General features: G+C 61.1%; 12 protein-coding genes. 2 read left to right on the top strand and 10 right to left on the bottom strand.

All coding sequences use genetic code 11. From position 1 onward, the window contains the following. Window positions 1-101: 101 nt before the first annotated feature. From plsX to BXA01_RS08145, 3 genes are read right to left on the bottom strand one after another with little or no spacing between them, the layout of a single operon-like run. Window positions 102-1,112 carry a phosphate acyltransferase PlsX gene (gene plsX, locus BXA01_RS08135; RefSeq protein ID WP_076563807.1) on the bottom strand — a complete coding sequence of 337 codons (1,011 nt, stop codon included), beginning with the start codon at window positions 1,110-1,112 and terminating at the stop codon, window positions 102-104. 4 nt (window positions 1,113-1,116) lie between these two features. Further along, a complete protein-coding gene (rpmF, locus tag BXA01_RS08140; protein WP_003179396.1) occupies window positions 1,117-1,299 on the bottom strand; it encodes a 50S ribosomal protein L32 in 183 nt (60 codons plus the stop codon). Between the two features lie 13 nt (window positions 1,300-1,312). Next, complete coding sequence (locus BXA01_RS08145; protein WP_003204262.1) at window positions 1,313-1,840, bottom strand: YceD family protein; 528 nt, start codon at window positions 1,838-1,840, stop codon at window positions 1,313-1,315. A 105-nt stretch (window positions 1,841-1,945) separates the two neighbouring features. On the opposite strand from BXA01_RS08145, the gene BXA01_RS08150 reads away from it, so the two are divergent. After that, a complete protein-coding gene (locus BXA01_RS08150; protein WP_071173215.1) occupies window positions 1,946-2,524 on the top strand; it encodes a Maf family protein in 579 nt (192 codons plus the stop codon). 47 nt (window positions 2,525-2,571) lie between these two features. Here the strand turns inward: BXA01_RS08150 and sppA are convergent, their stop codons facing one another. Genes sppA through rluC form a run of 3 tightly spaced genes read right to left on the bottom strand, consistent with a single transcriptional unit; the run spans window position 2,572 to window position 5,194 of the window. Beyond that, window positions 2,572-3,561: a signal peptide peptidase SppA gene (gene sppA / locus BXA01_RS08155; protein WP_076563808.1), complete on the bottom strand. Its 990-nt coding sequence runs from the start codon at window positions 3,559-3,561 to the stop codon at window positions 2,572-2,574. Window positions 3,562-3,585: 24 nt separating this feature from the next. Next, on the bottom strand, window positions 3,586-4,248 hold the full coding sequence (locus tag BXA01_RS08160; RefSeq protein WP_016770993.1) for an HAD-IA family hydrolase: 663 nt from the start codon (window positions 4,246-4,248) through the stop codon (window positions 3,586-3,588). Then, window positions 4,235-5,194 (bottom strand): 23S rRNA pseudouridine(955/2504/2580) synthase RluC, encoded by a 960-nt coding sequence (gene rluC, locus BXA01_RS08165; protein ID WP_016770994.1) that lies wholly within the window; start codon window positions 5,192-5,194, stop codon window positions 4,235-4,237. Before rluC ends, BXA01_RS08160 begins: the two co-directional genes overlap by 14 nt. A gap of 699 nt (window positions 5,195-5,893) precedes the next feature. Here rluC and rne point away from each other — a divergent pair. Further along, the gene (rne, locus tag BXA01_RS08175) at window positions 5,894-9,160 is read left to right on the top strand and encodes a ribonuclease E (RefSeq protein WP_076563809.1); all 3,267 of its coding nucleotides are present in this window, start codon (window positions 5,894-5,896) and stop codon (window positions 9,158-9,160) included. Between the two features lie 191 nt (window positions 9,161-9,351). Here rne and BXA01_RS08180 read toward each other — a convergent pair whose 3' ends face one another. From BXA01_RS08180 to BXA01_RS08195, 4 genes are read right to left on the bottom strand one after another with little or no spacing between them, the layout of a single operon-like run. Beyond that, on the bottom strand, window positions 9,352-9,948 hold the full coding sequence (locus BXA01_RS08180; protein WP_076563810.1) for a nucleotidyltransferase family protein: 597 nt from the start codon (window positions 9,946-9,948) through the stop codon (window positions 9,352-9,354). After that, window positions 9,945-10,925, bottom strand: a complete 981-nt coding sequence (locus BXA01_RS08185) for an XdhC family protein (RefSeq protein ID WP_076563811.1) — start codon at window positions 10,923-10,925, stop codon at window positions 9,945-9,947. The genes BXA01_RS08180 and BXA01_RS08185 overlap by 4 nt, the downstream gene beginning before the upstream one ends. Next, the gene (locus tag BXA01_RS08190; RefSeq protein WP_076563812.1) at window positions 10,926-13,247 is read right to left on the bottom strand and encodes a xanthine dehydrogenase family protein molybdopterin-binding subunit; all 2,322 of its coding nucleotides are present in this window, start codon (window positions 13,245-13,247) and stop codon (window positions 10,926-10,928) included. It lies immediately after the preceding gene. Then, entirely contained in the window at window positions 13,244-13,714 is a 471-nt protein-coding gene (locus tag BXA01_RS08195; protein WP_016771000.1) for a (2Fe-2S)-binding protein, read from the bottom strand. The genes BXA01_RS08190 and BXA01_RS08195 overlap by 4 nt, the downstream gene beginning before the upstream one ends. Window positions 13,715-13,866: the final 152 nt, after the last annotated feature.

Here is a 13,866-nt window from a genome sequence, read left to right on the forward strand (position 1 = left end):
GTCGTCGGAAAATAACGTCCCGTTGGGGACGCCAGAAACTGACAGTTTGGATGGCCCTTTGAACCGGGCGGTCACATTTAAGCATTGTCCGACGAAAACGCCTAAGACAACAGTTCCTCCAGACGACCGTGGAGACGCTCGGGCAGGTTCTCCTGAATCTCGATCAGCGCCCGTTGAATGGCACTCTGAAAGCCCTGCACCCCGGCCGATCCGTGGCTTTTCACAACGATGCCCTGCAAGCCGAGAAAGCTTGCGCCATTATGTCGCGCCGGGGCCAGATCAGCTTGCAGACGCTTCATCAACGGCAGCGCGAGAGCGCCGACAGCGCGCGAGGCCAAGTTTTTCTTGAACAGGGCCTCGATGCGCGCGGCAATCATCGTCGCCAGACCTTCGCTGGACTTGAGCAGGATGTTGCCGACGAAGCCGTCACACACCACCACGTCGGCCTCACCGCGGTACAAGCCATCGCCTTCGACAAAGCCGATGTAGTTGATCCCGCGCGCAGCCTGCAACAGCGTGGCGGCCAGTTTGACCTGCTGATTGCCCTTGATGTCTTCAGTGCCGATGTTCAGCAGTGCCACACGCGGACGGGCGATACCCAAAGTCTGCGCGGCCACCGAACCCATCACCGCGAACTGCAACAGATGCTCGGCACTGCAATCGACGTTGGCGCCCAGATCAAGCAGCTGGCAATAACCGGTCTGCGTCGGAATCGCCGCGACCATGGCCGGACGATCAATGCCCGGCAATGTCTTCAACACGAAACGCGACAAGGCCATCAACGCACCGGTATTGCCGGCACTGACACAGGCCTGCACCTTGCCATCGCGCAGCAGTTCGAGGGCGACACGCATCGATGAATCCGGCTTGCCACGCAGGGCCTGTGCAGGTTTTTCGTCCATGGTGATGACTTCGCTGGCCGCAACAATCGTCAGGCGCGCGCGATCGGCAGCAGACTGGCCGTGGATCAGTTCTTCAAGAAGGGAGGGTTGACCGACGAGGGTCAGGTGCAGCGAGGGTGTAGCAGACAGGCAAGCGAGACTGGCCTGAACAATGCTGCGGGGACCGAAGTCCCCGCCCATTGCGTCAATCGCGATGACTTGAGCAGACAAGTGATTACTCGTCAGCGCCCTTGTCGATCACTTTACGGCCACGGTAAACGCCTTCTGGCGATACGTGGTGACGCAGGTGAACTTCACCAGTGGTTTTTTCTACAGACAGGGTGCTAGCCTCGAGAGCGTCGTGCGAACGGCGCATGTCACGGGCAGAGCGGGATTTTTTGTTCTGCTGAACAGCCATAATTGATTAACTCCTAAACGTTTGGGTCACGCTTTAACTGCGCCAATACACTGAACGGGTTGGACCGCGTTACCTCGTCCTCGCTCGGTTCGGGCTCATCTGCTCCCGCCGGCTGCTGGCATTCTTCCGGATGATGAGCAGGCACAATGGGCAAGGCGAGCAGAAGCTCCTCCTCGATCAGTGACTGCAGATCCAATGGATCTTCGCCCAGTTCCAGCACGTCATAACCTTTCGGCAACGACTGGGTATTCGCACCCTCCTTCACCACCGCGTAACTGCATTCGCTGTGGATCGGCAGGGTGACCAGCTCAAGACAACGCTGGCAAACCATTTTGACTTCGGTGTCGATAAAGCTGTGGATGACCACAGACTTACGTTCATCTCGTTCAAAAACGAATTTGGCCTGCACCGTACCGACATCGTCGGAAAGCGGGTCGCAGAGTCTCTTCAAATCGGCCAGCAGCAGTTCACCTTGAAGGGTGGTGCCACGGTCAGCCAATTTGCGCGGGTCAACGTGAGGTGGAATCGGGTCATTCAACATAGGCGCAGCATTATAGGGATGCACCCACCCATGTCAAAGGAAATTGTGCCCTGTCCGTCACTTGCGCGCCTCCGCTAGAATCCGCACCTGCCTCAGGAGACGTCCATGCTGCCTTTATTACTCGCTTCAAGCTCGACTTATCGCCGCGAATTGCTCGCCCGCCTGCATTTGCCGTTCGTCTGCAGCTCGCCGGACATCGACGAAAGCCATCGCCCGGGCGAGTCCGCAATCGACCTGGTCAAACGCCTCGCCGAAGAAAAGGCCCGGGCCTTGGCGGACAGCCACCCTGCTCATCTGATCATTGGCTCGGATCAGGTCGCCGTCCTGGGCGAACAGATCATCGGCAAGCCGCACACCTTCGAAAAGGCTCGCGAGCAATTGATGGCGGCCAGCGGCGCGAGCGTGACCTTCCTGACCGGCCTGGCACTGCTCAACAGCCAGACCGGGCAATGCCAGGTCGACTGCGTGCCGTTTACCGTGCACATGCGTCAGCTGGATCAGGCGCGCATCGAACGCTACCTGCGCATCGAGCAACCGTACGACTGCGCCGGCAGCTTCAAGGCCGAAGGACTGGGCGTGAGCCTGTTTCAATCGACCGAAGGCCCGGATGCCACCAGCCTGATCGGCCTGCCGCTGATTCGCCTGATCGATATGTTGCTGGTCGAAGGCGTGCAGATTCCCTGAATCAAAAAACCGGCCTTGAAAGCCGGTGTTTTCCATGCTGCGAACACTTAACGCAACGACGGCCCGTGGAAACCCATCCACATCGCCAACTGCTCGGCCACGCTGGCGCCGAGCTTTTTCGAGAAGCGATCGAACGGCGATTCCTGCACGGTGAAGTCCACCAGCTCCTTCTCGCCAATCACATCGCGCGCCACCGAACTGGCACTGCCCAAGCCATCGATCAGGCCCAGCGGCAGCGCCTGCTCACCCGACCAGACCAGCCCGGAAAACAGCTCCGGATGCTCTTTGTCCTTCAGGCGATCACCACGACCCTGCTTGACGCTGTTGATGAACTGCTTGTGCGTGGTGTCGAGCACGCTTTGCCAGAATGCGGTTTCTTCAGGCTTTTGCGGCTGGAACGGATCCAGAAATGCCTTGTGTTCGCCCGAGGTGTAGGTGCGACGCTCAACGCCGAGTTTCTCCATGGTGCCGACGAAACCGTAACCCGCCGCCGTCACGCCGATCGAGCCGACCAGACTGGCCTTGTCGGCGTAGATCTGATCCGCCGCGCTGGCGATGTAATAGGCGCCCGAAGCACCAAGATCGGAAATCACTGCGTAGAGCTTGATCTCCGGGTGCAAAGCTCGCAGACGCTTGATCTCGTCATAGACATAACCGGACTGCACCGGACTGCCGCCCGGACTGTTGATGCGCAGGACCACGCCCTTGACCTTTTTGTCTTCGAACGCCGCACGCAGGCTGCCAACGATATTGTCGGCGCTGGCCGGCTCCTTGTCGGCGATCACACCGTCAATCTCGATCAACGCCGTGTAGTTCGGGCCGCGGGTGGCGCTTTTTTCCATGTCCATCAGCGGCGTGAACAGCAGCAGCGCAACAAAAAGATAAACAAACGTCAGCAGCTTGAAGAAAATCCCCCAGCGCCGCGAACGGCGTTGTTCCTGCACGCCGGCCAGCAAAGTCTTTTCCAACAGCTTCCAGCTTTTCGCGTCACCGTCGTCGGCACTTGCCTTGGCCGGTGCTTTCCATTCGTCGGTCATGCCATCTACCCCAGCAAAAACGTATTAAGCCCGCTGACCCAGCCAGGCGTGCAATTCAGAAAAACGGTCGATCGACAGGCGTGGCTCGAACTGCTGCAGGGACTCGATCGATTGCGCGCCATAACTGACCGCCACCGAATCCATCCCCGCGTTGCGTGCCATCAGCAGATCGAACGACGAATCACCGACCATCAACGCCTGCTCCGGGCGTACGCCGCAGTGGCTGACAATCTGCTCAAGCATCAGAGGGTGCGGCTTGCTGGCAGTTTCATCGGCGGCCCGGGTGATATCGAAATAATCTTCCCAGCCATTGGCCTTGAGCACCCGATCCAGCCCGCGACGGTTCTTGCCGGTCGCTACCGCCAGGTGATAACCCTGCTCGCGAAACGATGCCATCGACTCGACCACGCCCTCGAACAGCGGCGAAGGCACGGCTTCGGCAGCGATGTAGTGATCGGCGTAGTACTCGCGAAACGCGAGCATTTCTGCGTCGCTGATTTCGGGATACAGCGTACGAATCGCTTCCGGCAAGCCGAGACCGATGATGCCTTTGACGGCGAAGTCATCGCGCAGCTCGAAACCGGAACGCCCGGACGCCGAGTGCATCGCCTCGACGATCCGATGAATGGAATCGGCAAGGGTGCCGTCCCAGTCGAAAATCAACAGCTTGTAATCAGATGGGCGCACTCAATCGCTCCACGGTTTTGGCCCACATTTCATCGACGGGCGCTTGCAGATTCAGCTTGCCGCCGTCGGGCAGCGGCACGGTCAGCATGTAAGCGTGCAGGAACAGGCGCTTACCACCCAAATCGCGGATTTCCTTGGTGAAATCCTCGTCGCCATACTTGCTGTCACCGGCAATGCAATGGCCAGCATGCAAGGTGTGCACGCGAATCTGGTGGGTACGACCGGTAACCGGTTTCGCCTCGACCATGGTGGCAAAATCGCCGAAGCGGCGCAGCACCTTGAACAGCGTCAGGGCTTCTTTGCCTTCATCGTTAACTTCGACCATGCGCTCGCCGGAGCGCAGATTGCTCTTGAGCAACGGTGCGCGAACCTGCTTGATCGAGGTTGCCCAGTTGCCACGGACCAGCGCCATGTAGCGCTTGTCGACGCCGTCGCCGCGCAACTGCTCGTGCAGGTGGCGCAACATGCTGCGTTTTTTGGCGATCATCAGCAGGCCGGAGGTGTCACGGTCGAGACGGTGAACCAGCTCCAGCTCCTTGGCGTCGGGACGCAGCTGACGAAAGGCTTCGATCACGCCGAAATTCAGCCCGCTGCCGCCATGCACCGCAATGCCGGCGGGCTTGTTGATCACGATCAGGGCCTTGTCTTCGAAGACGATCGAGGCTTCCAGACGCTGCAACAGCCCTTGCGCCAGCGGCACCGGTTCGTCGCGCTCAGGCACGCGAACCGGCGGCACGCGCACGATGTCGCCGGCCTGCAGCTTGTATTCGGGCTTGATCCGACCTTTGTTCACGCGCACTTCGCCTTTGCGCAAAATGCGGTAAATCAAGGTCTTGGGCACGCCTTTGAGCCGGGCGAGGAGAAAGTTGTCGATTCGTTGGCCGGCATACTCCGGCGAGACTTCAAGCAGTTGAACGCCTGGAGTCGAAGGGGCAGTAGTTGTCATGCCGCGGATGATAACAATTTTTATGGAATTGAAGCACTTAATCATTGCTGCTATAGTCGCGAACGCCGCCAAAAGCGGCCTGGACAGCGGAACCACGGTCAAAGACCGGCCCTGACCAACGCAATTCACCAGGGCGCGAGGCCGTCCTACGGGGCTTTCGCTACGTAACGGTGGAGTTTGCGGTTGTAACGAGCGCAGGTGACATGAGGCCTGAATTACACCGCCGAGCAGAGTTCTGACTCGCCCGGCAGGCAACATTCAAGGCCAGTTCACAAAGTGCAGTCGACTGCGAATGACCCCGAGCGATTGCTTCGGAAACATCGCCTGAATTAGCCATGATGCGTGACCTCCCCTTTCGGAGCTCACGGTAAATGCCAACCCGCTGCGGATTCTGCGCGCGGCAGCACCCGAATTATCAGGGATACGTGTAGGGTGGAGATGCACAACCGCCGGACTGTGTAGCAACAAGCTTTGATCAAGACGCTTCATCTCGTCCACAGCCGCTGGTTGATTCCTCCTCCTGACTGAGTGCTTAAGTAGCCACAGCAAGCAGGACGCGTACGTCGCGGTATCGGCCCAATTGGCCGCACATCGCTGGACACGGGAATGGCCAACCACTCCCGACGCACCTGACACCGACCGTGAGAAGTCGTGTGTGCCGAACGCCGTTTCCGGCAGCCCGGAAACCGACGGTACTACATGAAAAGAATGCTGATTAACGCAACTCAACCCGAAGAGTTGCGTGTTGCACTGGTAGATGGCCAACGCCTCTACGACCTGGACATCGAATCCGGTGCACGCGAGCAGAAAAAGGCCAACATCTATAAAGGCCGTATCACTCGCATCGAACCAAGCCTTGAGGCTGCCTTTGTCGATTTCGGCTCCGAGCGCCACGGCTTCCTGCCCCTCAAAGAAATCTCCCGCGAATACTTCAAGAAAGCCCCCGAAGGCCGCGTCAACATCAAGGACGTCCTGAGCGAAGGCCAGGAAGTCATCGTTCAGGTCGAGAAAGAAGAACGTGGCAACAAGGGCGCCGCCCTGACCACCTTCATCAGCCTGGCCGGTCGTTACCTCGTACTGATGCCGAACAACCCGCGTGCCGGCGGCATCTCCCGTCGCATCGAAGGCGAAGAGCGCAACGAACTGCGTGAAGCGCTGAACGGTCTGGTCGCTCCGGCCGACATGGGTCTGATCGTGCGCACTGCCGGCCTGGGCCGCAGCAGCGAAGAAATGCAGTGGGACCTCGACTACCTGCTGCAACTGTGGACCGCCATCAAAGAAGCCTCGCTGGATCGCTCCGCGCCATTCCTGATCTACCAGGAAAGCAACGTGATCATCCGCGCCATCCGCGATTACCTGCGCCAGGACATCGGCGAAGTGCTGATCGACAGCGTTGAAGCCCAGGACGAAGCCCTGACCTTCATCCGCCAGGTGATGCCGCAGTACGCCAGCAAAATCAAGCTGTACGAAGACAGCGTGCCGCTGTTCAACCGTTTCCAGATCGAAAGCCAGATCGAGACCGCATTCCAGCGCGTCGTCGAACTGCCTTCCGGCGGCTCCATCGTCATCGATCCGACCGAAGCCCTGGTGTCCATCGACATCAACTCGGCGCGTGCCACCAAAGGCAGCGACATCGAAGAAACCGCCCTGCAGACCAACCTTGAAGCCGCCGAAGAAATCGCCCGTCAGTTGCGCCTGCGCGACATCGGCGGCCTGATCGTCATCGACTTCATCGACATGACCCCGGCCAAGAACCAGCGCGCCGTGGAAGAGAAAGTCCGCGAATGCCTGGAAGCTGACCGTGCCCGCGTGCAGATCGGTCGCATCTCGCGTTTCGGCCTGCTGGAAATGTCCCGTCAGCGCCTGCGTCCATCGCTGGGTGAAAGCAGCGGCATCGTCTGCCCGCGTTGCAACGGCACCGGCATCATCCGTGACGTTGAATCGCTGTCGCTGGCCATCCTGCGCCTGATCGAAGAAGAAGCCCTGAAGGACCGCACCGCCGAAGTTCGCGCGCAAGTGCCGATCCCGGTCGCTGCGTTCCTGCTCAACGAAAAACGCAACTCGATCACCAAGATCGAACTGCGCACCCGTGCCCGTATCGTCATTCTGCCGAACGATCACCTCGAAACGCCGCACTTCGAAGTTCAGCGTCTGCGTGACGACAGCCCGGAAGCCGCGACCAACCAGTCCAGCTACGAAATCGCTGCCGCCGCTGCCGAAGTCGAAGAAGTCCAGCCAGCCGCTGCGACCCGCACTCTGGTTCGCCAGGAAGCTGCGGTGAAAACTGCGCCGGCCCGTGCCAACGCACCGGTGCCGACTGAAGTTGCACCTGCCGCACCTGCTCCAGCACCAGCTGCCGCGCCAGAGCCAAGCCTGTTCAAGGGTCTGGTGAAGTCGCTGGTCAGCCTGTTCGCCACCAAGGAAGAGCCAGCCGCACCGGTCGCTGTTGCGAAACCGGCTGCCACCGAGCGTCCAGCGCGTAACGAAGAGCGCCGCAACGGTCGTCAGCAGAGCCGCAACCGTAACGGTCGCCGCGATGAAGAACGCAAGCCGCGCGAAGAACGTGCTCCACGTGAAGAGCGCGCACCACGCGAGCCGCGCGAAGAGCGTCAGCCACGTGAAGCCCGTGAGCCGCGTGAAACCCGCAGCGAAGCGCCGGTAGCCCGCGAAGAGCGCGCACCACGTGCCCCGCGTGAAGAACGTGCACCGCGTGCACCGCGTGAAGATCGCAAGCCGCGTGGTGAGCGTGAAGAACGCGTGCGTGAACTGCGCGAGCCGCTGGACGCCGCGCCAGCCGCAGCTGTTGCTGCCGTGACCGCTGAAGAGCGTCCGGCCCGTCAGCCACGCGAAGAACGCGCTCCGCGTCCGCCGCGTGAAGAGCGTCAACCGCGTGCCGAGCAGGCCGCTGCTGCCGTTGCTGAAGAAGAAGTGAACAGCAACAACGAAGAGCAACTGCCGGAAGACGGTCAGGACAACGCCGAAGACGATCGTCCACGTCGTCGCTCCCGTGGTCAGCGCCGTCGCAGCAACCGTCGCGAGCGTCAACGTGATGCCAACGGCAACGTGATCGAAGGTTCGGAAGAATCCGAGTCCGCTGAAAACGCTGGCGAGCCAAGCACTGCCGATCTGGCCGCTGGCCTGGCTGTCACCGCTGCCGTTGCCAGCAGCACCATCAGCGCTCCGGCAGAAGCCGAAGCTCACGAGCAGGCTGAACGCGCCACTGCCGCCACACTGGAAACTGCTCCAGTCGAAGCGCCGGTTGTCGAAGCCACCACTCCAGTGGAAGTGACTGCTGCGCCGGAAATCGAAGTCGCTCCGGTCCGCGAAGCTCAGCCTCAGGTTGAAGCGGCTGCCGAACCGGAAGCTGTCGTCGAAGCGCCAGCGGCCATCACTGAGCCAGCTGTAGAAACCGTCAGCGAAAACGTGACCAGAACCGTGCGTGAAGTTCGCGAAGAGCAGACTGCGTTCAACTGGGTTGCCGAGCCAGCCGTCACCGAAGCTCCAGCGCCAGTCGCTGAAGCCGAAGTGCCGCAGGCCATGGTTTCCGAGCCAGTAGTTGCAGCAGCGGAGCCGGCGCCGACACCAGTGGTTGAAACTCCGGTTGCCGAAGCTCAGGTTGAAGAAGCGCCAGCCGCAGTCGAAGCGCCAGCGCCAGTGGTTGAAGCGCCGGCTCCGGTCAGCGCCCTGACGCCAAACGGCCGTGCGCCAAACGACCCGCGTGAAGTGCGTCGTCGCAAGCGTGAAGCCGAGCGTCTGCAGAAGGAAGCCGAACTGGCTGCCGCTGCAGCGCCAGTGGCTGCCGAACCAGCCGCTGCGGCTGAAGTGATCGAGGCAGCCCCTGCCCCGGTCGCGGAAGAAGCATCGGTTGAAGCGGTGATCGCTGAAGCACCACGCTCCGTTCAGGACGCGGTTGAACAGCGCGAAGAAGCCCAGGAAAAAGAGCACGAGCCTAAACCACTCGTGTAATTCCTGAAGCCATTAAAAAGCCCCGCCCGGTGAAAGCCTGGCGGGGCTTTTTATTGCCTGAAATACCAGCATAATCCACAACCTTTGTGGGAGCGAGCCTGCTCGCGAAAGCGCTGGGTCAGACAATATTCATGTAACTGAACCAGCGCATTCGCGAGCAGGCTCGCTCCCACAAGGAATTTCAACACGGCTCAGGGCTGAGGAAATACCAGAGATTCAGGCACATCGATATCCCACAACACCCCAGGATCTTCCACCGCTACTTCCACCACCCTACCCTGCGCAAACAACGGCCGTGCGCCACGATCGCCGGTCAGCGCCTGCAACTGCGCGGCAAACGAACGACCAAACCCCACCGGATGGCCAAACTCGCCACTCACCACCGGCACGCTCACCGCGTCATCAGCCATCGCCGCGAGCACTCGCTCGATACTCAAAGGCAAGATAAACGGCATATCGCCGAGCACAATCAACCAGCCATCGGCGTCAGGGCAAGCGGCAACACCTGCGGCGATGCTGTCGCCCATGCCGGTCGGCTCGATTGACACCACGTCGCAGCCATATGCCTGGGCCATGCGCATCGCCTGTGGTCGCGCTTCGGTGGTGACCAGTACGCGCTTGTCGAGACTGGCCGGCAGGTTCACCAGCACCTGCTCGATTACCGAGCGCACCGCGCCGTCACGCCCGGTGCAATCAGCGAGCAATTTGTCTTTGTCGGGACCGGCGATCTGGCGAAAGCGTTTGCCCTCGCCTGCTGCCAGCACGACCACTGCGATGGAATGGCTCATGAACCCTCCAGCGGTTTTTTCTGCTTCAACTCCACACCGTTCTTGATCGCAACAATTTCCGCCAGCAAGGACAAAGCGATCTCTGCCGGCGAATGACTACCGATGTGCAGGCCGATCGGCCCGTGCAAGCGATCAATCGACGCTTGCGACAAGCCTAGCTGAGCGAGGTTTTCCCGGCGCTTCTGGCTGTTGACCCGCGAACCGAGCGCGCCGACATAGAACGCCGGCGAGTCGAGCGCGGTGAGCAAAGCCATGTCATCCAGGCGTGGATCGTGAGTCAAAGCGACAATTGCCGTGCGCTCGTCGGTCTGGATGTTCAGCACCGCCTCGTCCGGCATGCCGGGGACGAAACGGCCATGCTGCTCTTCCCAGCCGTAAACGAACTCGGTGCGCGGATCGCAGATCAGCACTTCGAAATCCAGCAGCCGCGCCATGTCGGCGACGTAGCGCGACAACTGCCCGGCACCGATCAGCAACAAGCGCCAGCGCGGACCGTAAATCGCCCGCAGAACCTTGCCGTCGAACACCAGCGAATCGGACTTGCTCGCCGGAGCCAGCAGCACCTCGCCGGTTTCGATGTTCAGTTCCCGGGCAACGATTTCATGGTTTTCGCAACGCTGCAGCAGCTCGGCCACCCACGCCGGGTCACCGACGCGCTCTTCGGTCAGGCGCAAAGTGCCGCCGCAAGGCAGGCCGAAACGCGCGGCCTCCTCGCGGGTCACGCCGTAGGTAATCATCTGCACTGGCGGACCATCGGTGGCGATGCGGCCGTCGTGCAGCCGCGCGATCAAGTCATCCTCGACACAGCCGCCCGACACCGAGCCGATCACCACGCCGTCCTCGCGCAAGGCAAGCATGGCACCGGGCGAACGCGGCGCAGTGCCCCAGGTCTGCACCACGCTGAACAGCACCACCCGCTGTCCGGCGCGGCGCCACTCGAGGACGCTGCGCAGGACGTTGAGATCGACGCTGTCCATTTACGCCTCCGCCTTCTGCCAGCCTTGTAACTGATAACGCACCGGCAGATTGCGGATACGCTTGCCGGTGGCGGCGAAGATCGCGTTGCACAGCGCCGGAGCAATCGGCGGCACGCCCGGCTCACCAACGCCACCCAACGGCACGTCACCCGGCGGCGTCACCAGATGCACCGCGACTTCCTTGGGTGCCAGCGACATGCGCGCGACCTCGTACATATGGAAGTTGTCCTGCTGGACTTTGCCGTCCTTGAAGCTGATCTCACCGAGCACAGCGTTGCCCAGGCCCATGACGCACGCACCTTCGAACTGCGAACGGATGCGCTCAGGGTTGATCTGCGGCCCGCAGTCCACGGCGATGTCGGCCTTGTGCACGATCAGCGAACCGTCGTCCTTGACCTCGACTTCGATCACCGCCGCGACATAGGTGACGAAGCTGTAATGCACTGCCAGACCGAGGCCACGACCCTTGGGCAGTTTGCGTCCCCATCCGGCTGCCTTGGCGGCGGTTTCCAGCACGGTGCGCATGCGCCCGGTGTCGATCGGATAACGCTCGGGCGATTCGCCGTAGTTCCACTCTTCGCTCAAGGTGCGTGGATCGATCTGCCGGTCCGGGCCGAGCAATTTGATCTGGTACTTGAGCGGATCTTCACCGGCCTTGTGCGCCAGTTCGTCGACGAAGCTCTGAATCGCAAAGCCGTGGGGAATGTTCGACACCGAGCGGTACCAGCCGACCCGCGTGTGTACCTTGGCTTCGGGGTTTTCCAGGCGCACGTTGGGAATTGCGTAGGCCATGTTGGTAAAGCCCATGCCCAGCTCGAACGCCGCCTCATGGTTCATGTCCGGCGCAAACAAGGCGGTGATGCTCGGCGCCACGGTGCGATGCAGCCAGCCGGACGGCATGCCATTCTTGTCGATTCCGGCCTTGAGATACTCCGCCGACACGGTGTGGAAATACGAGTTGTGGATGTCGTCTTCGCGCGTCCACTGCACCCGTACAGCCTTGCCCGGAAACTCCTTGGCGAGAATTGCCGCTTCGACGACGAAGTCCGGTTTCGACTTGCGACCGAAACCACCGCCCAGCAATGTCACGTTGACGGTGACCTTTTCGAACGGCACGCCCAGACGCTCGGCGATGCGCTCGCGGGTGACCTGCGGTGCCTGACTCGGCGCCCAGGCCTCGCACACGCCGCCCTTGTAACGGGCAATGGCAACCATCGGTTCCATCGGCGCCTGCGCCAGATGCGGCAGATAGTACGAGGCTTCGAGGGTGCTGGCGGCGCCGCTCAAGGCTTTGTCGATATCACCGGTGTTGCGCACCACTTTGCCGGCCTTCAGCGACGCGGCTTCAAGCTCCTTGCGATAGGCAATCGAGTCATAACTGGCATTCGGGCCGTCGTCCCACTCGATCTTCAGCGCCTCGCGGCCCTTGATCGCTGCCCAGGTATTGCTGGCCACAACCGCGACGCCGCCCAGTGGCTGGAACTCTGACGGCAACGGCCGGCCTTCGATCTGCATGACTTTTAGCACGCCGGGGACTTTCAGCGCGGCGCTGTCATCGAGGCTTTTGACCTTGCCGCCATACACTGCCGGACGAGCGATAGTCGCGTAGAGCATGCCGTCAAAATGCACGTCGGCGCCGTACACTGCGCGGCCATTGACGATATCGGCACCGTCGATGGCCTTGGTGCCTTCCTTACCGATGTAGCGAAATTCCGACGGCTGCTTGAGTCGCAGGCTGTCACGCGCCGGTACTGCCAGCGCACTGGCGGCGGCGGCGAGTTCGCCGTAGCCCAGTTCGCGGCCGGACGGTTTGTGAATGACTTTGTGCAGCTGCGCATGGCATTCGCCAACCGGCACTTTCCACTGCGCAGCGGCGGCCTGTTCGAGCATGGTCCGCGCGGCGGCGCCGCAACGACGCATCGGCTCGTACCAGTGACGCATGCTGCGCGAACCATCGGTGTCCTGGTTGCCGAAGCGCACTTCGTCACCCGGCGCCTGCTGCACTTTGACCTGAGCCCAATCGGCCTCGAGTTCATCGGCCACTACCATGCTCAGGCTGGTGCGCACGCCCTGGCCCATTTCCGAACGGTTGCACACCACGGTGACGCTGCCATCGGCAGCAATGCTCACGTAGACCTTGGGATCGTCGATCCAGCCATTGGGCATGCCATCGGCGCCAAATTTCTTCGCAGCGTCATCGGCCAGCGCATCCTGCCAGCCCCAGCTCGCGGCGAGGACCAGCGCACTGGTGGCGCCGACGCCTTTGAGAAAGCCACGGCGGCTGAGGTTGCTCAGGGCGAAATCATTCGGGACACGGCTCATGCCTTCACCTCCTTCAGGTGGGTGGAGGCCTGGCGGATCGCGGTTTTGATCCGGTTGTAGGTGCCGCAGCGGCAGATGTTGCCGACCATGGCTTCTTCGATCTGCTCGTCGCTGGGGTTCGGATTGGTTTTCAGCAGAGCGGTGGCCGACATGATCTGCCCGCCCTGGCAATAACCACATTGGGCCACGGCACTGTCGAGCCAGGCCTGCTGCACGACCTTGCCCACCGGGTCGGCGTGGAGATTATCGATGGTGGTGACGTTCTGGCCGATCACCGAGCCGATCGGCGTGATGCAACTGCGTGCCGGCAAGCCGTCGATATGGATGGTGCAGGCGCCGCACAGGCCCATACCGCAACCGAATTTGGTGCCGTTGTATCCGGCGACGTCACGAATCGCCCACAACAGCGGCATGTCTTCGGTGACATCGAGGGAGTGGTCTTGACCGTTGAGTTTCAGGGTAATCATGGGCACGCCCGCATATTTTTTAGTGGTTATGGGTTACATCTTAGCGGCAAGCTGCAAGCTGCAAGCTCAAAGTGAAGGCGCGTCTGATTCGCTCGCAGATTGCAGCTCGCAACCGCGCCTTGGGTGGAGCAAATGATTGGTATCGTTAGGCG

It is taken from the genome of Pseudomonas sp. B10, from assembly GCF_900156235.1.
Taxonomy (GTDB): domain Bacteria; phylum Pseudomonadota; class Gammaproteobacteria; order Pseudomonadales; family Pseudomonadaceae; genus Aquipseudomonas; species Aquipseudomonas siliginis.

Bases quoted from the DNA above. Each gene is read 5' to 3' on its own strand.
- BXA01_RS08195 (WP_016771000.1), bottom strand. From the start codon at position 13,714: ATGATTACCCTGAAACTCAACGGTCAAGACCACTCCCTCGATGTCACC.
- rne (WP_076563809.1), top strand. From the start codon at position 5,894: ATGAAAAGAATGCTGATTAACGCAACTCAACCCGAAGAGTTGCGTGTT.
- BXA01_RS08150 (WP_071173215.1), top strand. From the start codon at position 1,946: ATGCTGCCTTTATTACTCGCTTCAAGCTCGACTTATCGCCGCGAATTG.
- sppA (WP_076563808.1), bottom strand. From the start codon at position 3,561: ATGACCGACGAATGGAAAGCACCGGCCAAGGCAAGTGCCGACGACGGT.
- BXA01_RS08180 (WP_076563810.1), bottom strand. From the start codon at position 9,948: ATGAGCCATTCCATCGCAGTGGTCGTGCTGGCAGCAGGCGAGGGCAAA.
- BXA01_RS08145 (WP_003204262.1), bottom strand. From the start codon at position 1,840: ATGTTGAATGACCCGATTCCACCTCACGTTGACCCGCGCAAATTGGCT.
- BXA01_RS08185 (WP_076563811.1), bottom strand. From the start codon at position 10,925: ATGGACAGCGTCGATCTCAACGTCCTGCGCAGCGTCCTCGAGTGGCGC.
- BXA01_RS08190 (WP_076563812.1), bottom strand. From the start codon at position 13,247: ATGAGCCGTGTCCCGAATGATTTCGCCCTGAGCAACCTCAGCCGCCGT.
- rpmF (WP_003179396.1), bottom strand. From the start codon at position 1,299: ATGGCTGTTCAGCAGAACAAAAAATCCCGCTCTGCCCGTGACATGCGC.
- rluC (WP_016770994.1), bottom strand. From the start codon at position 5,194: ATGACAACTACTGCCCCTTCGACTCCAGGCGTTCAACTGCTTGAAGTC.